This is a genomic window from Temperatibacter marinus, assembly GCF_031598375.1.
Taxonomy (GTDB): domain Bacteria; phylum Pseudomonadota; class Alphaproteobacteria; order Sphingomonadales; family Kordiimonadaceae; genus Temperatibacter; species Temperatibacter marinus.
Window position 1 is genome coordinate 512,166 of record NZ_CP123872.1, and the last position, 23,251, is coordinate 535,416.

The following is a 23,251-nucleotide window of genomic DNA, read 5'->3' on the forward strand; positions in this document are numbered from 1 at the left end:
GGCTTTACGTAAAAGTTTGAAGTTAAATTTAATTCTGAATAATCCAAAAGGAGCAATATAAAATTCAATACGGCATGTCAAAATATAAGTTAAAATTATCAGTCTACAATTTATTTAAAACTCCAGAAACAGCGATGTCCTGAATCCAGGAAGAAAGATTCATGTCAATTACCTCATCACTAACATTGTGCTGTAATTCATGTTTAACTATATAGAGACCCGTTCCCATTAAATTATATATTCTTTTATTTATATGCTCAGAAAACAAATATTTAAAAAACAACTCGACGGAATCATTAGTAGTAGTATCACAAGCATATATCCATATAGAATTTTTGTGTGATGCAGACAAAGTAGCATTGTAAATTTTTTTATTTTTAGCAGCATCACTATTTAGATGTATTATAAAAATATCATAATCAGTCTGGTTTGAAAGATATGTAAAGTAGTGTGATGGGCATATATCAAAATATTTATGTAGTGACGTTTCAGATGACGAAAAATTTCTATTCTCCGAAACACTAATGCCTCTAATTCCACTTCTGCGGGGAAGATAAGATATTGTATCAGCCCCGATCTCAAGCACTTTCTTGGCATATTTCCCTTTGACAATACCATCAATAGCAATTAAATTATTTTTATGAATGCTAGGAATCTTTTTTTGTGAATTCAAACCTACTCCTAATTGATTTAACATCACCTCTATATTAGTAAAAACTCTGTTGCACCGAACACGTGTTTCTCCTGGAAGTATGCAATCAAAGCTAGAAATAAACTTCACAGCCTGTTTAAATCTTTTTCTCTTTTGTATAGTTAAATAATTTCCCGATAGTGATACCCCCCTTGGGAAAATAGTTAATTTCCCTTTAAATCCTTTAAGAAATACCATTGTATGTTGAGAGGAGCTAGCTATGCCTGCAATATGACATGCGTCTCGATACATTTCGATTTGATCTCTTACAGAGTGGTCTTCGGGCTTATAGATAATCCAGCCATTTTCTTCTAAGTGACTCTCAATTACATTTTCATTGAGAACACGAGCTGATGTTTGCGATGTACGAGAAAGCCAAATTTTCTTTTTAAAATCCACCTTAGGGCAATCGATAATCTCTAATGCTTTACTCTGTTCATTAGAAAAATAATCTTGCACAATATAGCCATATTCCGGGACAATCAATTTCTCAAATTCCATAGGCTTGTCAACCAAAATAATTTCATTATTAATACAGAGCAAATCTAATATTTCTTTCTGATAAATCGAAAGTGATTGTTTACCCTCCTCTACAGCCCAAACAATAGGCAAATCACTATTTCTATAATACCAGTATCTCGAGAGACTATCTAAAATAAAATGGCCATAATGATCGAATAAGATTCCAGCATAAATATAAGTGCCTTTTCTTTTCTCAAAGAGTTCTAACTGTGGGCTCCCCGCTCCCATAGTAAGTTTGAAATTTTTTTCGATTTTTTGCGGGACAGATATCTGATTATTTTTATATTTCACAACTGCATTAATTTTATAGTATAAACTATTCTTAACCAATTCATTCTCAGATGTGAATATACCCCCTGAAAAATTACCATATCTATCTTGAGAACGAGGTAAAACTTTAGCTTTAGAATACTGAGCTATAGAATCTGGTGTTATACTAACCATTAATCAATTTCTTCAGGATCATAATTAAATGTTTTAAAATCATTTTTATATAAATTATAATATTTATCTCTGATTTTATAAGATAAATCTGAAAATAAAATTTTCTTGTGAGTTCTTTTAGCTTCTTTTCTACGAGGTACTTGCTTTATAGGCAAACTTAGGCTTGAATCATTCTCAAATTTGAAAGCCCATTTTTCATCAAAACTATCTTCCTGCTTATAATAGCGAGTGCCGCTTTGATGAAATTCTGCTTGAGGCCTTAGATGATTATCATATGCATAGGGATTATTCAAATAATTCCCATAAGCTTCATCAAGCCATTGATCAATTTGAACATCATGCAAGGGATGTCGCATTGTATATTCAGATAACAATCTTTTATATGGGTGCCTCACAGTCGCAAAGATAAAAGTAATTGCAGTTAAATCTATCACACCAGACAGTTGAGCGAGTGTATAATGCTGTGGAGTGCATAGATCAAATTGTGTAAGTCTCTTTCCTCGCCAATAAAACTGAGAATAAGAATTTGCTCTTAGTAAATCCTCAATGTAAGCCCCGCCTGTTTTTGGGATATGCATATATAATATGCTAATTTTATTATTAATATATAAAGGCATTTCTATTTCTCATAACTAGCCATTTGCAACCAATTTTCAGAGTCAATGCCATACCCCTATTGGATAGCTTCAACACTTTTTCATAAAATTTCTTGAGCCACTGATGTTGTAGCCTATAGTAGGTTTTTCGTAACTACCGACGTGCTTTTTTTGATCTGAAGATGATGCATAAGAACACTTTTGTAAACAAATAAATAACCTTAATCAATTTAAACAATTATACACTATGGTATTGATTTATCAATATATAAATAACACTCAAATTAATGCATAAGAAGGGGATATGTCTGCGAAATATTTTTGTCCCGTATATTTGCAACGAAATAAATCATAATATTTTTCTATATCCGTTAAGGCATCCAGATGAATAGCATCATTTTTTATATCTTCTATCTGCTTGATATTATCGCCAGAAATATCGCCTATTGACGTGACTTTTCTCTTAAAATTCTCGAGAAACTTATGAAAATTGTAGGGTAAATACAGTCTTGAAAAGTGATGTAATTCTTTGGTTGGTCCAAACAAGACATCCTGTGTCGATTCAAGATAGTAAGAGAGCCAGGTAGTTGCAGCTTTTTGTGCCCCAAGGCCGACAATAAATTTAGCGGATTCAAAATTCATAATTGCCTCTATAGGATATAGCCCAATTCTTTTAGATCATACTTAGTATATTCCGCCAGTTTTCGATTGTGAGGCGCAATATCCTCTGCAATTTTCTCCTGATAAAATTCCGGAATTTCAAGCTTCTCAACTGTAAAATTGGGGTTTATTTCTCTAGCTTTTTTCACAATTTTTTCTTGTGAAGATCTAAACATAAAATGATGGAATTTTTGATTTTGGAGTTGCCGATCTGGCACCTCAATATCAAATTTCTCTTTATACCAAGAGGTTTGATGAGTTGCGATTGCCCTATTATAGGTTCCGCCTCCCATTGAATAGCGCCAGCGCCTGTTAAACAACAGCATTGCTGCTCTAACCTCATCGGTGTTCTTGGCGTTTACGCTCTCTTTCTTTACATCCGGAAAGTGAGAAATTCCTAGACTTTCACAAATGGTATTTGAGAAATGCACCGCTCCTTGTTTTATCAATTCAAAAGGAATGGCGTGCACATTTTCTTGACCAAAGATATCTGCATATGTTTCGAATATTTTATCATAATATAAATTTGCGTAAGCGCCGATATCTCTATCATAGTAAAAATGATGCAAATGCTCTTCAAAAGAATTGGTGTATCCCAACTGCCAGACGCTTGTATCATAATGCGATTTAATGAAATCAAACTGATTGCGTAAAATGAAAATGATTTGAACATCATCACCCATCGCTGCTTTAAGTCTTTGCGCTCTCTGCGGAATATCTAATCGTTCAAAAAAGATATTGGTAAATAACTCTTGAGAAACGCCCGCGGCTTTAACGTCCTTATTTTCACTAACTTGAGAAAAAGCTTCGTCAAAAGTTTTGCGTGTTGCTACAGAATCGAAACAATATTCGGGCGTAGAAAGTGCATCATGCCATAAGAAGACTTTAATGGCCTCATTCAGAGCATATTTGCGAGGCCCTCTTCCCAAATGAGCAATCTCAGGATGAGAGGGGAAGAAAACATTCTGCAACCAACTTGAGGCCCCCTTTGGAAGGCCAATATGCGCATATTTAATCATCCATATATTCCACTATTAGTTTTCATCTCGGGACCAAGGGACCTCCCCTTGATATACTTGATATACATATATTTTAAAACTTCAAGATTGGCTATTGAATAAAACTATTATCTGCTTACTATATCAGAAAATGAAGTCACCCCAAATTTTCCATTGAGATCCATATGTATATCTGTTTTCACTTACCCAAATGTGCTGGCACAAGTTTACAGCGATATCTGAAGCCCAATCCACAGGTTATGTTGGATTATGGCAATAGGATCAATGCTTATGATGAGGAGTCTCTTGCTTTCAGGCGCAAAAAAAGAGAGGCCTTTGCCCAGCATTACAAGGCGGGGCGCATTCATCAGAAAATCATCTATGGACATTTTTATGCGGATCAATATCACGGCCTCGACGATACATTTAAATATTTAACCATTATTCGGGATCCTATCATAGCGTTGCAATCAGGCTGGTCTCAGCTGCAAAGGATCATCAATAACGAAGAAGTTGGGAACTTTCAAAAGGCCAAAAACAGGCATCCTTCCACTATTGAGGGGCAGAAAATTAAATGTTTTGACGACTATATTGAACACCCGTGGTTCAGCAATAAATACTCTCAAATCCTTAACCCCCTAAAAGTTGAGGATTTCACTTTCATAGGCATTCAAGAATATTATGATATTTCAGTGGACATCTATTGCGACATTATAGGCATTGATCCTCCCAAAAAGCTTGAGAAGGCCAATTCAAACCCTAAAGGGGAAACCCAGTACAATCTTGATCGTGATACTTTGAAGAAAATATGCACCCATCATGCTGCGGACATCGAGTTTTACACGAAGGCAAAAGAACGCTTCCTTAAAGAGGAGCTCTAGCGATTACACGAAGCTAGTCATTCCAGCTGGGAAGTGATCTTTTAAAGATTTCTTTTTCACAGTACCGGACTGTACTCTCGAATAGCCCTTCAAAAGAAGCATTTTGTGCTTTATTCTTCCGAAGAGATGCAATCCCTGTTCTTACAAATTTCAGAGCCTGATCGGAGGGCTCTCGTATGACTTTCTCAGTTTTTTTGGTTCGATTACTATAGCTACCAATATGACAAAATGGCTTATTTTTCACTTTCCCTCTGTTGATGAAATATCCCCAGTCTTCTCCTTTATTTCGAAAAGCAGCTGCATCTGAATCAATTGAACCCACACCAAGAAAATCACAAATTTCTTTAATAATAGAATTACGTTTTACGCCAAAATAATCTTCATACAAAATTGGGTAAATGTTCTCTTGACCAAAGGTTTCAAAAATGAACGGTAAAAAAAGCTCATATCTACTTAACCAGATATGATTTAGTAATGTAGAATTTGTGAAATGAAGGTCCGTAGCCGATGATTTTTTTTCCAACTCGATAATTTCTTGAATCGTTCTATTCTCAGCCAAATGTCTTACCGCGTGATTATAGCTAGAATATGCACGTTTAGCAGGATTGCGCATACAGAGTAAAATTTTCACATCACCGCATTTATCTTTCATCAATTTTAACCCATTGGGCATGTATGCAGTCACTGGCATAATATCCATAAGGATTTTTTCATTTCGATAGTTTTTATAATAATGAGATTCAAAAGCTGCTGGACTTCTTGCACTTCCCTCTTCCAAAACAAAAGCCTTACTTTCCTGATACCTCCCAGGGCATATTTCCGAGTGGTTGCCCAAGTCAAAATATAATGATGTGCTCCCACACTTAGGGAACCCAATAAAAGCCGCATTGGGAAGTGCCATAACTTATTCCTTTAATCCTAAACTATTGATCATCATTAGAGTGTCTATTATGGAGACAGCACCGTCGAAGCCTTCATATAATTGCGGGTAAGGCTGTAGAGGAGAATAATCTGCCCAAATAATCTCTATCCCTTCCTGCGCAAACAGCTCAACATCCATATAGGCCTGCGCAGCAGGGCCCGATATATAAGACGTGGCCTTCACGGCTTTACAGAGATTAAGTAACCTCTCTGTACTGTCAAACTCTTCAAGGGTCCTTAAGTCGAAATGATCTGTAGACCAGGTTATGTCGATGTCGACATGGGCGTATTGACAAATCGATTCCAGAAAATGCCTATTCACCATAGAGAGCGATTTTTCACCGATAACATCGTCGTATAGTTGATTTAAGAACGGCATCACCTGTTTGTAATAGGGCGCTTTTCTATACATTTGGTCAATTATAGATCTGTGACTATTCATCCAGGTGGGATCGTTTATTTCTGTATGACATATTTTATGCATCCCAAATTGACCTTTGGAATTCACAGGAACAGTGAGCCACTTCTTACCTTGTGGTGTTAATATTTGATTGCGATTACGCCAATCACGGCGCGTAAACTGGACATCGTCCAGCAGCACCAGATGATCACTCTCTTTGATATTCATGAAATAGCCGCGCCAAGGAATATAATTGGACTGGGTAACAACAACTTTTTTCATATCATTTCAACTTTGCCATCCCGAATCCAGTCAGGCCATAGGCATTGCCATTATAGAGCATATAGCGACTGCCTTTATGATCAAAAACACAAGGATATTCGACTGTTTCACTATCCCAGCCTTCTTCAGATACAGAAATGCCAACTTCCTCATCTTTTCGAACCCAAGTTTTCCCATCCTTGGATTCTGCATAGCCAATTCTATAGGCAAGACCTCTGTAGCTATACCACATCTTAAAGCCATCTGGGTCTTTGATGACACAAGGCTTAGACATAGCATACTCGCCTTCATCCTTAAAAGGCAGAGCAACATGCCCCTCTCGATTCCAATTCAGGCCATCATCTGAGCGGGCATATTTCATCAAATGGGCCATATCCTCTTGTGCGTCGCCCCATGCTAAATTAGAGCCGTACCAAATATGAAATTCTTTATCATCCTGAAGAATCCAGGGATAAGAAATTGAATATGGGTCTGCATGACAACGGTCTAAAATTGGGGCTTTGCTCACTCTGACAAAGCTGCCGTCATCTTGCTCTACAGCTGCACCAATACTATTCCGCCACGGCACTGTTACCCCCAAATTCCAACCGAGATAAAAAAGATGTGTTTTGCCGTTAATTTCTGCAAAGCACCCCATTGAAACGCCGCTGTCATCAAAGAGTCCAACGTCCCCAGGTGAAAGGACTGGCTTATCGCACAACCTCTGGACTGTCAGAGGGTCATTCATATCAATCTCAAGCCACGAAATATGAGCCTGATTTTGTTCGCTTCGCCCACTAAAATAAACGCGAACTATATCGTCGCCCATAGGGCGCACGACAGGATTAGCTGCGTGAGTTTTCATCCATTCAAGAGACCCGTCAGGAACAAAAACATGCCCTAGTTTTTCCCACTTCATTCTAAATCCTCTTAAGGGAGGTTGCCTCTAACCCCTCTATTTTATCTGTATGCTTCCCAGGATAGACTTCATTTTCACCTGTACTCTTCAATAGAATAGCGCCAGCGCCAATAATATTTTTAGGGCCAATTGTAATATGATCTCTGAGGGTCGCATTCACCCCTAAGAAGGAATATTCGCCAATATCAACACCGCCTGAGCATACAATATGAGATGCAACAAAAACATGATCTCTAATAATTGTATGGTGGCCAATATGATTGCCGCTCCATAAGACCACGTTATTTCCGACCTCAACAAAAGGTTGGATAGTGTTTTCTTCAAGGATCAGGACATTGTCACCAATTTTATCAGTTAAAACGGTAGCTTTCTCGCTGATATAGTTTGCAAGGCTATACCCTAGCCCCTTCATCCAGTGATATTTCTCAGCTCTTAGGTGATTGAGTTTATTGTAGCCTATGGCCACATATGCATCGTGAGTGTCCGGGGAAAACTGTTGAGAAATCTCTTCAGCTTCGATAACTGGTTTACCCCAAAAACTATCCTCTGAGACATGTTCGCCGTCCACGGTAAAAGCCGCAATCTCATAATCAGAATGTTTATCGAAATAATATTGAATAACTTCAGCTTGTTCGCCTACTCCGAATATTACAAGTTTTTTTGACATCTATGACCCCTTATAAAACTGATAAATTGTCTGAATAACCTGATCCAATTCATCCCGACTAATTTTGTGATACATTGGTAATCGAACCAATTGATAGGATTGTTTTTCTGTAATAGGCAATGCACCACATAAATTAGAGAATTGAACACCCCTATTAGAAGTATGAAGGGGTAGATAGTGAAATACTGCATTGACACCCTGTTCATTTAAATACTCAAGCATGTCCTTTTGCTGCTCTGAAGACTGTGTCAGCAGATAGAAAAGGTGTCCGTTTCCATTTGTTTTAGGCAAATGCTTTTGTAATTTGATCAGCCCTTGCTCTTCAAGAGGTCTTAATTGTTCAACATAATAGCTAAATGCTTCTTCACGCAGTTTGTTAATCTCATCCATATTTTCAAGCTGTGCAAAAAGATAGGCAGCCAGCATATCGGACATAACATAAGAGGAACCGATATCGACCCAGGTATATTTATCAACCTGGCCTCTGAAAAACTGCGATCTATTTGTACCTTTTTCGCGAATAATTTCAGCTCGCTCGAAATATTTAGGATCATTAATGACGAGGGCACCGCCTTCGCCGCAAATAATATTTTTTGTTTCATGAAAGCTGAAAGTTGCCAGCTCGCCGAACGTGCCTAAAGGCTTGCCGTTATAGGAACTCCCCAGGGCCTGAGCAGCGTCTTCAACCAAATAAATTTCTCTTTCAGCACAAAAACTCTTTAGGGCATCCATATCACAGCTGACGCCCCCGTAATGAACAGGCACAATAACTTTTGTCTCTTTTGTTGTAAGCCTCTCCACTTCTGCAAGGGAAATATTCATACTGTCAGGGTCGACATCTGCAAATTTGAGTACGCATCCGCGCAGAAGAAATGCATTCGCCGTCGATACAAAGGTGAATGAAGGCAGAATGACTTCATCTCCTTCTTGCAAGTCTAAGAGTAAGGCAGCCATTTCTAAGGCAGATGTACAAGAGGTCGTTAACAGTACACGACATCCCCCCCCCAAAGCAGCCTCAAGCAAGTGCTCGCATTTCTTTGTAAACGGTCCATTGCCGGATATATGGTGCCCCTTTGAGACAGCCTGATTAATATAATCAGCCTCATTTCCAATCATTGAAGGTTTATTGAAGGGTATCATTCAGCTTGCTCTTTATAAACAGACTCATCGTTGAATTCTGTGTATTTCCAAGTTTTCTTATCCGAAGCCATAATCATCTCGTGATTATAGTATATATCATTCATCGCCTTTAACATGTCTTCATTAGCACTATTTTTGTCTCTAAAGAATGCTTCCTTAGGCTTACCGTCGATAATATTTCTACTAATCTTCACCCGCAGTTTATCATTATCAATTAATTTAATCATGGCCGCATAATATTCTTCTATGGTCGATGCTGTTAGCCATTTTGGCTGATTAATTCGCTCTAGAAGATGGCTATCATTATAACTGTGCACTTCATCACCCTGCAAATTTACCACAGGCAGTCCTTGGATAGAGGCGTCCATGATACTGTTTGTTGCACCGAAAGGAAAAGTGCTCATAAAGATATCGCATTTGTTTAAGTTCGAAATGTAATCTTCATAGCTTGTTGTTGGAACAACCCTCGTATCAGGTATGTCTTTCTCTAATCTTTGACGAAGAGATTGAAAGAGTGCATTTTTTGCGTTCGGGAAAAAAACAAACTCCACCGGACGTTTTGATTGCTTATGCAGCTTCTTGCAAACTTCTAAAAAATCTGGCGACACTTTTCTCGACCAAGCTGGAACAGCAATTCGAATTTTTTCAGGCTCTGGTCTGATGATATATTTATCAATTTTCAAATCTTCGCGTGCAACATGCCGGGTTGTATTAAGTCGGAAATAAACCTTTTCAGTCAGCGTTCTCTCATGACCTAGCTGCCCTTCGGCTAGAATTACATAATCCACATACTTAGATCGAGTAGAAGCAGGGTGCCCAAATGTCATCACTTGGATAGGAGCAAGCCTGACATTTGAACAAGCAATACTCGACAACCTCATGCCGATACTTGGATAGTAAAGAATATCAGGCTTATAGCTCTTAATTTTGTCAAAAAGTGCTTTAGGGTTTTCAGAATCAAACTTTGTCGTGTCAATCTCATCGACCATATCAATGATAAGGTCATCAACACAGTTTTCCTCTATGAATAGAACTGTATGATAATTTTCTTTCAGGGCTTTAATAGAAGGCCCATAGCAACGATGCATTGCATGCTTACTATTATAAAGCTCTGCAAAGATGACGATTGTCGGTTTTTCAGGCATAGGCCTTTTAGCTGATGTCTTAAGGCCATGAATGTCAGCTTCCTTTAACCAGTTAGAGACATAATCATTTATGGCGTATTTGACATCATGTTTAAACTCGGCCTGAGCATAACTACACCCCATATAAGCTGGCCCGATAATGCCCAAGGTAGAATTAAAATAAGGCACATCACGCATGGATTGAAGCATTTTTAGCAGTTCAGTCCTCACCTCTTCAACATTTTCAGCGTATAGCATCTGTTCTGAGAGATAGCCAAGTAACAAGGAAAAGACGACCTCTTTTTGTAGCGGTCGGATAATGGGCAATAAATTTAAGGTAAGCGCATTAATTGACAAAAGGTGCAAGGCTCGGATCAGTCGATCTTTATTGATCGTATATTGCCCCACCTCACTGTATTCTTTTACCCTTTCAATAACTATATTCGTTCCTCTATATCCTGATATTTCAAATACCTGAGAGATCGTTCTTCTATACCGGCAGAGATTGAGTAAGACAGACACTCTGGTCGGTACACTTTCATCAAAAACAAGATCGATCATCGCTTGTGCCAATCGTGTTGCTGTTGAATCTAAATAATCAGACCTTTCCAAGTAGCCTTTTTCGCCAAAATGCCAGTCATTGCCTTCAAGCTTTTTTAATATTTTTAACAGCACTGCATAAGCATCTAATGGCTTTTCTTCGCGGTGCAATTTTTCCATATACCGAATAGCTACAATCAAACTTTCAGACTCAAGTAACCCCTTACTGACCTGCGTAACACCGTCTACCTTCTCAACCTTCTCAACATTCACTGGAGCAGGCTTGTTCTGCGCTTGAGCAGATACTGCCTTCTGACTACCATTCTTCTTCGGTCTTGGTGGCATTTGTTTTTTACGAGCCATTGATATTTCTCTTTACTTAATAATAGCGCAAATGTGATGAATTTGCTCATTCGTCAAAAAATTATGGAATGGGATTCCAACCAGAGAGGATTCCAAATATTCGCTCACAGGGCATTTATCAAGCCCCTGCAGACCAACTTTTATGTAGGATTGGAAAATCTCATGTTTATGAAGCGGCGGTAAATACCACTGCCGCGTTTGAATTTTATTCTCTATGCACGTCTTGATCACAGCCGCTGAGCGACCTTGCGTATTCACCATTAACGTTGCAGGCAGTTTATTTTTATGCGCCTGACAGTAATCCACAGTGTCTAGAGTATCAATACACTCTTTATAGAGGGCCCACCGTTGTTCCCGCTTCAATGTCACCGCATCCCAGCGCTCAAATTGAGTGAGCCCGACAATGGCAAAATATTCTGCCAATTTTGCATTAAAACCGATATCTTTAATCAATCCCTGCACAAAACCGAAATTCGAGTTGAGCTTGCTTGAAGAGGCCATAGCGTCAGAGGCCGTAACAATCAAGCCGCCTTCTCCAATGCCAAATGGCTTTGTGGCATGCATAGAGAAAACCGTCGGTATCTTTGGGGAAACCTCTTGCTGTCCTAGTGCTGCCGCACTATCAAAAAAGACTGGGATCCCAGTTCGGTCTATAAAAGCTTCCCATGCTCTACTGTCCAAGGCGTATCCAAAAGAGGCAACCGGCATAACAGCATCAATGTCACAATAATCAAGCATCGCTTCCACGCCAGCAGGGGTTAAGGTCCATTCTTCTTCGCAGACATCTGCAATCACAGGTTCCATTTCCGACCGAATGACAGCGAGAATAGTTGCGGGGAACGTCACAGAAGGCACCATGACTTTGGCACCTTTGGGCAGGCCTGAATTTTGCAGCATAAGTTCAAGAGCGCTCGTCGCATTATTACAACTGACAACATTCAACGGGGCCCCATCTGTTGAAGAAAGGAACTGCGCCATTTTGGCTTCGAACTTTTGCACAAATGGCCCAAAATTCGTATACCATTGATTGCTATCCATCTCCGCCAAAAGGGATGTATAAGTCTCTACGCTTGGCAGATCAGGTTTCAAGCATTCTATTGCCCATTCACTCATTTAAAATTCCAGTTATTGCCTACTATTGATTAACTTATTAAAGAAACAAAAGCTCTATAACAAGAGCTATATTCAGTTTACTTGTCATAAATCCAATAGATTGAGGAAGATGTCATTCTCCCCCTCTTAAACAAGGACTTATAAAAGCATAAAATAGTTTTCTCTTCTCTGTAATTCTTTTTGAGTATAATTATATTTTATAGTGTATGAATAATGACATTGATTGTTCTACCCAAGCACTTTTAAGCATTTTAATGCTTAGGCAATAACAACTTAAAGACAGATGAGACCATGACTGTAGATTTTTCATTCCTCGGTAAAACTTTTGAAAACTGGATCAGCCAAAGACCTGACACAAAACTTCAGTCAGACCACCTCATCGCGAGCTCCTATTTTATAGACTTAATAAGGCATAAGAAAAAACGTACTCATTTCCATAAATTTATTCGCAAGAATTTGAAGAGTACACATTCTAATTTTTGGAAAAAATTTCTAGAAGCTTTATTTTCAGAACCCGCTGTCTCATCTCTAGTTCTCTTAGAGCTCATATTTTTATTGACTGAAAACAAGCAACTCGAAGGGAGCTTGGATACCTACCTCTCTCTGTTGGGTAGACGATGCGAAAAATTCTCTGCGGACACTGAAGCCAACGATATTTTCCATTGGCTGTATACGGTCAATAGAGAATACCCCAATAAAGCAAGATCTTTTTATGCCCTAATCAACAAATTACTCTCCCCACTCAAAGACATAATTCATCCGAAAAACCCCTCGAGAAAGCATTTTGTAATTGCAGTCAATCATATCCCCTGTCTCCCTGAATCAATTTTAAGAAATTCTCACCTCTTCGTCGTCTATGCATTTATTGAAGTCCTTATCGAAGCCTATGAGGGCTGCCGAATTCTTCTTGTCTTTACAGGTGAAAATCAACGAAACTCTGAATTTTTGCAGCATCCAAACTATAAAAATCCCAGCCTTGAGGACAGCCGCAAATATTATGGGAACTCTTCGAGCCATTTTTGGGAATATCTGCCTAAGAAATGCAAAGAGAGCGTGGAGGTTTTTATTCCTTCTTCTCAGACTGGCACATACAATTTATATAATTCGTATCAACAAATTATAGAAAAGATCGAAGCTTTTAATCCGTGCGCAATTTTTACAGCAGGCGGGGTCATGGAAGCCAAATATATCGCTCAATTATACTACAAAAAGCGACCGACAATTTTTGTACCTTTCAATCAAAACAATCAACTGTTTGCCCCCTATAAAGGGTATTTAAATTATTTTAAAAAGGAAAAGCTTGCGATCGATCCAATTGCAAGCGACCGAAAATTATTTTCCCATACGAAGGCCGTTTTCATTGATCCCCCAGAACCCATTTTACCGAAACTTGGGCGTTATAAAAAAACTGATTTTGTTGAGGGTGAAAAAGCATTTCTTCTCGTTACTGCCTTAACCAACAATCGAACCAGCAAGGCGCTAAAGGCTCATTTCAAAGAAAAAGATCTGGAGCAATTCGCCGCTATTTTTGACCAGCATCCAAACCTACACTGGCTCATTTTCGGGGAAGAAGAGGCTTCTGCTATCACGGAACTGCACCCAAAACTTCACCAATTACAAAAAGATAAGAGGCTGATCATCCGAGAAAGCGAGTCAAATTTGAGAGGAGCCTATGAGCATTGCAAGATTTACTTTAATCCTTTTGGTGCTCATGGCGGCGGGAATGGAGCAAGGATGGCAGCTCTAGAAAAATGTGCTGTCATCACCTATTCATCTAGTGACCTGGACATCTTCACACCACAAGAGCTCATCGCACCATCTCTTCAAAACCAACTTGAAATATTACTTTCCCTGATTCAATCCGAGGAAAAACTTGCCGATTTTCAGGAGAGATGTTTTCATAAAACAGCGAATCGTAATCCAAAAAAATTCAAAGAAAATCTTAACACGCTCTTATTTTAGACTTTCATTCTCATTGCTGTATCAGATGATTTCATTTTATAAGCGCGGCTCCCGTTGAGGTGAACTTTTCTTCTTAATTCCTTCTTAACAAAGAAGGCTAAATTTCTATTGGTTTATCAAGTAAATATGCTAAACAGCATAAAACTCATTGGGATACGAATATGACTGACTTTAATGATAAAACGCTCCTTCTTGGCATCGGCGCTCAAAAAGCAGGCACCACGTGGCTGAGTTCGTTCTTGAACGGCCACGCAGATGTCTTTATGTCGCCGATTAAAGAGCTGAATTATTGGAATATGCTCCATGTGCCTGAGATACGCCCTATCCAAGAAGCTTATTTCCTCAGTCAAATGAAGCGCATGTCAGCCGGCATCACCAGTTACAGCGAAGTGTTAAATAAAAGCCCGCGCTATAAACAATTAGTAAATTACATCGAGCGCTTTGAGATGGCCTCAACAGATGACTATATGAATTTCTTCCAAAAACGCGTTGGCGCACAGAAAATCATGTGCGAGATCACACCTGGGTACGCACTGCTCAGTGCCGAGCATTACGAAGAAATGTATAAATTACATCCCAGCGTTAAAATCATATTCATTATGCGCGATCCCATAGATCGCTATTGGTCTAATTTGAGATTCTACCAAAAGCTCATGAAAAATTTTGATGCTAAAGAGAATTTTGTGCGCAGGCTTTCTGACAAACCCTATTATCAGCGGACCGATTATGCGCGCACAATGGTAGAACTTGAAAAGTCTGTTCCTGCAGAAGATCGCCTCTATCTCTTTTATGAGGATCTTTTTACTCAGGCCTCCATTGACAAAGTGACACAGTTTATTGGTGTTCCTTCTGAAAAAGCTGATTTCGATCGCGAGGTGAATAAATCACCCTCCATCCCCATCTCTGAAGAAGAACAGAAGTTAGCCTACGATCAATTTGCATCTATCTATAAAAAGCTCCATGATAAATTCGAGGGCAAGCTACCGAAGCGATGGTTAGAAAATATGGAAAAATTTGGCTAATGACTGAAAAAAAGCGGGATATTGATATCGGCAGATCTAAAGACTTTGAGAAGGACGCAAGTCTAGAGGATGTTCTTTCAACGTTAAATACCCTCATCAAACCTCATAAAGGCTCGCAGAAAGAAAACCAGTATCCACCGATTTTTATTGTTGGTTGCCCCAGAAGTGGTTCAACGCTCTTGCTTCAATGGCTCGCGTCGCTGGGTCATTTCTCTTATCCATCAAATCTATTGGCTCGGTTTTATGCGAACCCCTATTTCGGTGGGCTGGTTCAAAATGCCCTCATCGATTATGATGAACAGAATATTTTGAACTTTGATAAATCAATCGACTATCAGTCAAATCTAGGCCGCTCCACTGGGGCATTAGCCCCCAGTGAATTCTGGTATTTTTGGCGTCAGCATTTTTCATTGGATGAAATTAGTGTCCTAACAGAAAGTGCTAAGAAAGCGGTGGACAAGGAAAACTTTAAAGAAGCACTCGCCGGCATAGAAGAAGTATACAACAAACCAACCGTGATGAAGGCAATGATCCTAAACTGGGACATTAGCTTTTTAGCGGAGCTTGTTCCCAATGCCCTTTTTCTGAATGTTGAGCGCAGTGATTTTCACGCAGCACAATCTTTATATTACGCACGTACGAATTTTTTCAATGACGTAAAACGGTGGTATAGCTTTAAACCGCCAGAATATGAGCAATTAAAAGAGAAAGATCCTCTTGAACAAGTTGCGGGTCAAGTCATTCATACAAAACGGGCTGTGATTGAGGAATTAGCGAAAATTAACCCGTCAAATCAATTGACCCTCAATTATAAAGATTTTTGCTCTGATCCCGCAGGCATTTTCCACAAGATTACCGCGAAATTGGCGCTGCTTGGCTATGATCAGGCCATGCCCTATTCTGGCCCAACACACTATACCTACCGCGAAGAAATTAAACTTTCTACAGACCAAGAAAAGCAGCTCAACGACGCACTTGAAAAGTATCGGAATAAATAATGTCTACCATCGCCATTATGCAACCCTATCTTTTCCCCTATATTGGTTATTACCATTTATTAGCTGCCGCTGAGACTTTCGTTTTTTATGATGATGTGAATTTCATGAAAGGGAGCTATATTAACCGAAATCAAATTCTCACAAAAAATGGCCCCCTCCGGTTCACTCTATCTCTAGATGGGGCGGGATCAAACAAACTGATCAATGAAATATCTCTCAGCAATCGAAAAGATAAATGCCTCACTCAAATCGAAAACTCATACAGAAGAGCCCCATATTTTGAAGAAGCATTTGCCCTAGTGCAGCGCTGTTATAATAGTGAAAAGCGTCAGTTAAGCGATTTTTTATTCACCTCGATCAAAACCCTGTCAGATGCTCTAGGCTTAGAAACAAAAATTCTTAGATCAACTGAATTAGAGTATAACAGAGATCTCAAAGGACAAGACAAAGTTATCGAACTCTGTAAAATGCTTGCAGCAGAGACCTATGTGAATGCCATCGGTGGTAAAGATCTTTATGACCACGAAAGCTTCAACAAGAAAGGCCTCCAGCTGAATTTCATCAATCCAGTTCAAGAGGCCTATACACAATATCTATCGTCTGAAGACTTCGTGCCTTATATGTCTATCATTGATACCTTGATGTTTTGCGGTATAGAAAAAACAGCATCGATGATCAAAAAGAATTACACATTAGAAGCCTAATTCTTCTCTGCATTAGCTATACTTCATAATTTCCATAAGATATTCACCGTAACTATTCTTATAGCCTTTAGCCAATATTTCCAGGTCTTCCGTTGTGATAAATCCTTGTCTCCAAGCAACTTCCTCTGGGCAGGCAATTTTCAAGCCTTGACGCTGTTCAACAGTCTGAACAAAATGTGAGGCTTGGATAAGGCTATCAATCGTTCCTGTATCGAGCCAAGCAAAGCCGCGCTGCATTTTAATCACATTCAACTCACCCGCTTTTAAGTAAGCATCATTGACGGATGTAATTTCAAGCTCACCGCGGTGAGATGGCTTAACCTTCTTGGCAATGTCGACAACTTTATTATCGTAAAAATATAGTCCTGTCACAGCCAAGTTACTTTTCGGGTTTTCGGGCTTTTCTTCAATCGAGAGAGCTTTACCTGACTCATCCATCTCCACGACACCAAAGGCTGTAGGGTCCATAACTGGATAGGCAAAGACATAGGCCCCATTCTCGACCTTACTGGCTTTGATGAGATATTCAGAAAATCCTGCGGAATAGAAAATATTATCGCCAAGAGCGAGAGCAACTGAAGACTCCCCAATGAAGTCTTCGCCTAAAAGAAAGGCCTGCGCCAGACCTTCAGGTTTGGCCTGCTCAATATACTCAATCGTTATTCCCCATTGATGTCCGTCCCCTAATAAATCTTCATAAAGGGGCAGATGTTGCGGCGTAGAAATAATCAAAATCTCTCTAATCCCCGCTAGCATCAATGTCGTTAGGGGATAATAAATCATTGGCTTGTCATAGACAGGCAGCAATTGTTTACTGATTGATTTTGTAATTGGATAAAGTCTTGTTCCCAGTCCACCAGCAAGGATAATACCCTTCATGGTTCCACTCCATTTTCATTTTTCTAATAAATCTATGCCTTGCATTACTATAGATGCGGTGTCCATGCCACCATAAATTTAGACTTCGTAAGTAAAGGGGGAGATCAATTCCGAAAGTTTTGGATGTTTTTTGTCCTTGTCCGAAACTGTCATTTGATCAAAAGGCATAGGCCACTCAATCCCCAATTCATGATCATCATAGGCAATGCCACCATCATGGTCAGGCGAATAAAAATTTGTTACTTTATAAACAAATTCCGTATGATCCTCTAGCGTACAGTATGCATGTGCAAACCCAGGTGGTACCCAGAGTTGAGCCCAATTTTCAGCGCTCAGTTCCACTGAAAGATGTTGTCCATAGGTGGGTGATCCGGTGCGAATGTCAACAATCACATCAAGCACACTGCCGCGCGTCACACGCACAAGTTTCCCTTGATCAAAAGGCGGGGCTTGGAAATGCAACCCGCGCATCACACCCTTATCTTTTGAATAGGCATGGTTGTCCTGAACAAAATTCAAGGGCCCCAAATAGTCACCTAATGTCTGAGCATTAAAAGTTTCAGAGAAAAAGCCTCTTTCATCCCCAAATTTTTTGGGTTTAAAGAGATAGACACCAGGGATTTCTAATTCTTCAGCAATCATGCCATTCACTTTCTTTGATAATCCTCAAAACTCTGACAAGGATCTTTAATAGGGGTATCCAAGATCTATAAAATCATTCTTATAGATTTCAACAATTAAATTCTTTGTTTCGCTATTTAAAAAATATTTCTTATCCGGCGTCACCCCCTTCATCGCTATCTCCAGTGAAGAGAGCTGAGAGACAGGCCCATCGAACAGGCCCTCTTGTTCAGCATAGGTCATCTTATTGAAATTCTTAATCTCTGTTTCTTTTCCGATGAGGTCATTGATCATATGATTGGCTTTAGCCATCTCTTCAATGGGAAAGATATAATCGTATTGTGCCGCACAGATGGATACTCTTTGTTGCGGTGCCCAGTGATGATCAACAGGATGGCCAGCAGCAATTTGGTTTTTAACATTTTCTAAAAACTGGAGGAAGCTTAGCCCTGCATAAGCTTTACTGCGGTCTGCTGTCAGCGTATAGATATCTTGTGCAAACTCTTCTAAGTCATCAAAGGTTGTTAAGAATTTTTCTCGGTTAAAGATAAATTTATTGCAAAAAGCACTGACAGCACGATCATAAGGGTTTCTTACAAAAGCAATCTTCTTATAGTCACTCAGATCCTGCCTCTTAAGGTCTCGACTATCTAATAGAAACATATGCTCTTTTAACAGAACCCGCGCATCGGAAGATATTGATAGGTCAAGTGTAGCGCGTGTTGATTCAGAAAGAACCTGCCAGAGAAACCAATTGGCTATGCTGGTGCATGCAACTTTTGGGGACCAAAAAAACAGAATTTTATGTACTCTGTCAATGTAGGCATTTTTAATCAACATAGGTCGTCAATGTCCTAAAATGGGTGACCAGTCTTCACTGAAGTGGTGGCTTTAAGAAAAGATTTCATCTTTTTATTTCTTATTCCAACCAGTTTCATGTATGTAAAGAAAACATTCGGTTTCACTTATCTTTAACATACTGAAAATCCATGCGAAATAGACAATTCATATATTTCATAGCGATTATTCGACATCCTCTTAGAGCGCTGGAAGCTTTCTTTTGGTTGATGACAGGCAAAAAAGTCAGAGCCCGCAATCGATTAGGTGCTCTGCTTCATAACCTGCGATCAGATTATCAAGTCTGGCAGGACCTCAATGAGGACTTTTCCACTGTTCGGCAAAATGATAGTCTGCAGCTTAGTGCTCTCATGCAAAAGCCTCCCTATTTTCAGGTGATAATTCTCAGTGGTGCAGGGGACGATAAATTACTGGATGACTCACTCCAATCCATCGCAGATCAGTGGTATCCTCATGTTGATTACATCATCGCGAATGGCCACAATACGCCGACCCTTCATGCCCCCGGTCAAAGCCCTCATTATTATTTATGGATCACAGAAGGAGATATATTACTTCCTGATTCACTTTTTAATTTCGCTTCCGTTATAAATGAACATACAGTTCCTATTGTATATAGCGATGAAGATCAAGTGACCCGAACAGGTGAGCGATGCTTTCCGCATTTCAAGCCATCCTTTAACAAAGAATTACTGTTCTCTCAGGATTATATTGGACAGGCATGCGTCATCAATGCAGAGCTTGTTCTTGATGCTAACTTGGACCCCCTCCATAGAGAAACACGGGCAAAAATCCTCCTTGAAGCAGCTGATAAGGAAGCTGCTGTTCAGGTAGCCTCTCTAGATAAAAATGAAAAGACACAGGCTTCAATTCACCATATCCCCAGCATCACGCTCAGCCGTTTTCACCATAAATCCGTGGGCGTAGAAAAGTGGTGCAGCAGTGCTGACTATAACAAACTATTAAAGACCTTTGCCGATTCTCGGCCGTTTCGGCGCTATAAAACAGGTTCATTTGGCTTTGCCTACTTAGAACCAGCCTTACACTCTGAACCTCTCGTTAGCGTCATCATCCCAACGAAAGATACAGTACCTCTCTTAAAGAAATGCCTCAACAGTATTTTCATGCAAACTGATTATGAAAAATACGAAATACTTGTCGTCGATAACAACAGTGAGGAAGAAGAGACCTTCGATTACTTCACTACACTGGCCAATGAACCACGCGTGAGAATTCTCAGCCACCCAGGCGCTTTCAACTATTCAGCTATCAACAATGCTGCTGTGAAAGAAGCCCAAGGTAAGTATATCTTTCTCTTGAATAATGATACAGAAATACTGACCCCTACATGGATCAGAGATTGCCTTGCCTATGCGACCCGGGATGACATTGGCGCTGTCGGGGTTAAGCTATACTATCCCGATACCCGTATTCAGCATGCTGGCGTTTTCACTGGAATAGGGCGAATGGCAGGTCACGGTCACCGCTTCTTAGAAAAAGATAACCCTGGATACTATTATCGCGCTCATATTGTTCAACAAGTCTCAGCTGTGACGGCAGCCTGTCTTTGTGTAAAAAAAGACAAATTCCTTGAAGTTGGCGGGCTTGATGCCGAAAATTTAGTTGTGGCTTTTAATGATGTAGACTTATGTCTCAAGCTTGACGCTGCAGGGTATAAAAATATTTACTTGCCCCACGTTGAACTGGTGCATCACGAGAGTGTCTCCCGTGGGAAAGATCTCTTTGGCGCAAAGCGAGAACGCTATCTTGGCGAAGTGACGTATATGCAAGAAAAATGGGGCATGGATACCCAAGTTGATCGCTTCTACAACCCCAATCTCACCCTTATCACAGAAGACTTTGCCATTCGGACCACGCCACCAGAGTAGCGAGGCCGCATATTTCTCTTGCGGCAATGGCCTTACCCGCGTATAAGCCGCTTAAATTATGGGATGGTGGGCTATGAGATACTCGTAGCCCTTTTATTATGATCCATCCACAGATCACTTTTGGCCACAGCCTGATCTCATTGATAGCTCTTACAGAGTAAGACTGATTTCAATGACCAAGCTAAACCTATAGAATAAAGTAAAGGGTAGCGACATGGAACGTCGTAATATTGCAATTATCGCACACGTTGACCACGGAAAAACAACCTTGGTGGATAACCTGTTTAAACAATCAGGTACTTTTCGTGAAAATCAACGCACAGAAGAAAGAGCCATGGACAGCGGCGATCTTGAAAAAGAACGTGGCATTACGATCCTAGCAAAATGTACCTCAGTTGAGTGGGAAGGCGCCCGTATCAATATCGTTGATACACCCGGTCACGCTGACTTTGGTGGCGAGGTGGAACGGATCCTTTCTATGGTTGACGGCGTTGTACTGCTTGTTGATGCTGCTGAAGGCCCAATGCCTCAAACTAAATTCGTAACCTCTAAGGCACTGGCCCTTGGCCTCAAGCCCATCGTTGTTGTGAACAAAGTTGACAAGCCAGACGGCGACCCGGATAATGCGACAGACCTTTGTTTTGATCTCTTTGTCTCTCTAGATGCTGATGAAGAGCAACTCGATTTTCCTGTACTTTATGCCTCAGGTCGTGATGGTTGGTGTGATGAGACCCTAGACGGCTCACGTGAAAACCTTCACCCGCTCTTCCGAAAAATTATGGATCATGTGCCAGCCCCAGCCGTTGTGGACAAAGTGGATGAGCCCTTCACCATGTTGAACACTCTTCTGGATAGTGACAATTTCCTAGGTCGTATTTTGACAGGACGTATCGAAAGTGGTCGTGTGAAAGTTAACGACAGCATCAAGGCCCTAAACAGTGTGGGTGAAATTGTAGAGCAAGGCCGTATTTCTAAACTATTGTCCTTTCGTGGTCTTGAGCGTGTCCCCGTAGAAGAAGCACAAGCAGGTGACATTGTGGCTATTGCAGGGCTTCAAAAGGCCACAGTAGCCGATACACTCTGTGCCCCGTCTGTATCAGATCCAATAGCCTCCTTGCCCGTTGACCCGCCGACACTGTCTATGGAATTTTCTGTAAACAACAGCCCACTTGCAGGTCGTGAAGGTAAAAAAGTTACATCACGCTTGATCCGTGACCGCCTCCTAAAAGAAGCAGAAGGCAATGTGGCCATTAAAATTGAAGAAACGGACAATGCTGATACGTTCAAAGTATCAGGCCGCGGCGAGCTTCAGCTAGGCGTTCTGATTGAAACCATGCGCCGGGAAGGCTTTGAGTTGGCCATTTCTCGTCCGCGAGTGATTTACAAGCAAGACGAAAATGTTAAACGTCTCGAGCCTTTTGAAACAGTCTTCGTTGATGTAGATGAGGCTTACCAAGGCACTGTGGTTGAGAAAATGACGTTACGTAAAGCCGAGCTTAAAGGCATGGAACCTTCCGGAGCTGGCAAAGTTCGCCTAACCTTTGATGCACCCTCACGAGGCTTGATCGGGTATCACGGTGAATTCCTAACTGACACGCGCGGTACAGGCATTATGAACCGCTCATACGATCGCTATGATGCTTATAAAGGTGCCATCGCAGGTCGCCAGCGCGGTGTATTGATCGCCAATGCGCCAGGGAAAATTGTAACCTACGCCCTCTTTAACTTGGAGGATCGCGGTTTTATGATTGTTGACGCTGGCGTTGATGCATACGAGGGCATGATTGTCGGTGAGCATAACAGGGATAATGATCTTGAAGTGAATGTACAACGAGCCAAGCAGCTTACCAATATCCGTGCAGCAGGCAAAGATGATGCAGTGAAACTCACACCTCCAAGAAAATTGCCTCTTGAAGAAGCGCTTTCTTACATCAACGATGATGAGTTGGTAGAAGTGACCCCAGAGAGCATCCGCCTCCGTAAACGTCATTTGAAATTGCACGAGCGCAAAAAGGCTTCTCGCGGTGAAGCCCTCTAATGAAAATAAAAAAGCCCTGAGAGATCAGGGCTTTTTTTGT

Annotated in this window: 21 protein-coding genes; 7 read left to right on the top strand and 14 right to left on the bottom strand. The window is 40.4% G+C overall.

Annotated features, from left to right (window positions below):
- Positions 1 to 103: 103 nt before the first annotated feature.
- The 4 genes from QGN29_RS02320 to QGN29_RS02335 form a co-directional block, all read right to left on the bottom strand.
- Positions 104 to 1,657: a glycosyltransferase family 61 protein gene (locus tag QGN29_RS02320; RefSeq protein WP_310799051.1), complete on the bottom strand. Its 1,554-nt coding sequence runs from the start codon at positions 1,655 to 1,657 to the stop codon at positions 104 to 106.
- On the bottom strand, positions 1,657 to 2,274 hold the full coding sequence (locus QGN29_RS02325) for a sulfotransferase family 2 domain-containing protein (protein WP_310799052.1): 618 nt from the start codon (positions 2,272 to 2,274) through the stop codon (positions 1,657 to 1,659). The genes QGN29_RS02320 and QGN29_RS02325 overlap by 1 nt, the downstream gene beginning before the upstream one ends.
- Positions 2,275 to 2,532: 258 nt before the next feature.
- A complete protein-coding gene (locus QGN29_RS02330; RefSeq protein ID WP_310799053.1) occupies positions 2,533 to 2,895 on the bottom strand; it encodes a hypothetical protein in 363 nt (120 codons plus the stop codon).
- A gap of 8 nt (positions 2,896 to 2,903) precedes the next feature.
- On the bottom strand, positions 2,904 to 3,932 hold the full coding sequence (locus tag QGN29_RS02335) for a hypothetical protein (protein WP_310799054.1): 1,029 nt from the start codon (positions 3,930 to 3,932) through the stop codon (positions 2,904 to 2,906).
- A gap of 164 nt (positions 3,933 to 4,096) precedes the next feature.
- On the opposite strand from QGN29_RS02335, the gene QGN29_RS02340 reads away from it, so the two are divergent.
- Positions 4,097 to 4,792, top strand: coding sequence for a hypothetical protein (locus QGN29_RS02340; protein ID WP_310799055.1), 696 nt, complete (start codon positions 4,097 to 4,099; stop codon positions 4,790 to 4,792).
- 13 nt (positions 4,793 to 4,805) lie between these two features.
- Here the strand turns inward: QGN29_RS02340 and QGN29_RS02345 are convergent, their stop codons facing one another.
- From QGN29_RS02345 to QGN29_RS02375, 7 genes are read right to left on the bottom strand one after another with little or no spacing between them, the layout of a single operon-like run.
- The gene (locus tag QGN29_RS02345) at positions 4,806 to 5,693 is read right to left on the bottom strand and encodes a sulfotransferase domain-containing protein (RefSeq protein ID WP_375164621.1); all 888 of its coding nucleotides are present in this window, start codon (positions 5,691 to 5,693) and stop codon (positions 4,806 to 4,808) included.
- Between the two features lie 3 nt (positions 5,694 to 5,696).
- Complete coding sequence (locus tag QGN29_RS02350; protein ID WP_310799057.1) at positions 5,697 to 6,395, bottom strand: WbqC family protein; 699 nt, start codon at positions 6,393 to 6,395, stop codon at positions 5,697 to 5,699.
- 1 nt (position 6,396) lies between these two features.
- On the bottom strand, positions 6,397 to 7,293 hold the full coding sequence (locus QGN29_RS02355; RefSeq protein WP_310799058.1) for a glycoside hydrolase family protein: 897 nt from the start codon (positions 7,291 to 7,293) through the stop codon (positions 6,397 to 6,399).
- Position 7,294: 1 nt separating this feature from the next.
- Positions 7,295 to 7,960 (bottom strand): acetyltransferase, encoded by a 666-nt coding sequence (locus QGN29_RS02360; RefSeq protein WP_310799059.1) that lies wholly within the window; start codon positions 7,958 to 7,960, stop codon positions 7,295 to 7,297.
- Complete coding sequence (rffA, locus tag QGN29_RS02365; RefSeq protein ID WP_310799060.1) at positions 7,961 to 9,100, bottom strand: dTDP-4-amino-4,6-dideoxygalactose transaminase; 1,140 nt, start codon at positions 9,098 to 9,100, stop codon at positions 7,961 to 7,963. It lies immediately after the preceding gene.
- On the bottom strand, positions 9,097 to 11,127 hold the full coding sequence (locus QGN29_RS02370) for a hypothetical protein (protein ID WP_310799061.1): 2,031 nt from the start codon (positions 11,125 to 11,127) through the stop codon (positions 9,097 to 9,099). Before QGN29_RS02370 ends, rffA begins: the two co-directional genes overlap by 4 nt.
- 12 nt (positions 11,128 to 11,139) lie before the next feature.
- Positions 11,140 to 12,240: a DegT/DnrJ/EryC1/StrS family aminotransferase gene (locus QGN29_RS02375; RefSeq protein WP_310799062.1), complete on the bottom strand. Its 1,101-nt coding sequence runs from the start codon at positions 12,238 to 12,240 to the stop codon at positions 11,140 to 11,142.
- 291 nt (positions 12,241 to 12,531) lie between these two features.
- Between QGN29_RS02375 and QGN29_RS02380 the strand changes: the two genes are divergently transcribed.
- From QGN29_RS02380 to QGN29_RS02395, 4 genes are all read left to right on the top strand, one after another.
- Positions 12,532 to 14,202 carry a hypothetical protein gene (locus QGN29_RS02380; RefSeq protein ID WP_310799063.1) on the top strand — a complete coding sequence of 557 codons (1,671 nt, stop codon included), beginning with the start codon at positions 12,532 to 12,534 and terminating at the stop codon, positions 14,200 to 14,202.
- A gap of 161 nt (positions 14,203 to 14,363) precedes the next feature.
- Entirely contained in the window at positions 14,364 to 15,224 is an 861-nt protein-coding gene (locus QGN29_RS02385) for a sulfotransferase (protein WP_310799064.1), read from the top strand.
- Positions 15,224 to 16,222: a sulfotransferase gene (locus QGN29_RS02390; protein ID WP_310799065.1), complete on the top strand. Its 999-nt coding sequence runs from the start codon at positions 15,224 to 15,226 to the stop codon at positions 16,220 to 16,222. The genes QGN29_RS02385 and QGN29_RS02390 overlap by 1 nt, the downstream gene beginning before the upstream one ends.
- On the top strand, positions 16,222 to 16,926 hold the full coding sequence (locus tag QGN29_RS02395) for a WbqC family protein (protein WP_310799066.1): 705 nt from the start codon (positions 16,222 to 16,224) through the stop codon (positions 16,924 to 16,926). The genes QGN29_RS02390 and QGN29_RS02395 overlap by 1 nt, the downstream gene beginning before the upstream one ends.
- Positions 16,927 to 16,938: 12 nt before the next feature.
- On the opposite strand, the gene rfbA is transcribed toward QGN29_RS02395, so the two are convergent.
- The 3 genes from rfbA to QGN29_RS02410 all read right to left on the bottom strand — a co-directional run bounded on the left by rfbA (position 16,939) and on the right by QGN29_RS02410 (position 19,266).
- On the bottom strand, positions 16,939 to 17,805 hold the full coding sequence (gene rfbA, locus QGN29_RS02400; RefSeq protein ID WP_310799067.1) for a glucose-1-phosphate thymidylyltransferase RfbA: 867 nt from the start codon (positions 17,803 to 17,805) through the stop codon (positions 16,939 to 16,941).
- A 78-nt stretch (positions 17,806 to 17,883) separates the two neighbouring features.
- Positions 17,884 to 18,447, bottom strand: coding sequence for a dTDP-4-dehydrorhamnose 3,5-epimerase (rfbC, locus tag QGN29_RS02405; protein WP_310799068.1), 564 nt, complete (start codon positions 18,445 to 18,447; stop codon positions 17,884 to 17,886).
- Positions 18,448 to 18,492: 45 nt separating this feature from the next.
- Complete coding sequence (locus QGN29_RS02410; protein ID WP_310799069.1) at positions 18,493 to 19,266, bottom strand: sulfotransferase family 2 domain-containing protein; 774 nt, start codon at positions 19,264 to 19,266, stop codon at positions 18,493 to 18,495.
- A 149-nt stretch (positions 19,267 to 19,415) separates the two neighbouring features.
- On the opposite strand from QGN29_RS02410, the gene QGN29_RS02415 reads away from it, so the two are divergent.
- Entirely contained in the window at positions 19,416 to 21,173 is a 1,758-nt protein-coding gene (locus QGN29_RS02415; RefSeq protein WP_310799070.1) for a glycosyltransferase family 2 protein, read from the top strand.
- A gap of 214 nt (positions 21,174 to 21,387) precedes the next feature.
- Positions 21,388 to 23,211: a translational GTPase TypA gene (gene typA / locus QGN29_RS02420; RefSeq protein WP_310799072.1), complete on the top strand. Its 1,824-nt coding sequence runs from the start codon at positions 21,388 to 21,390 to the stop codon at positions 23,209 to 23,211.
- Positions 23,212 to 23,251: the final 40 nt, after the last annotated feature.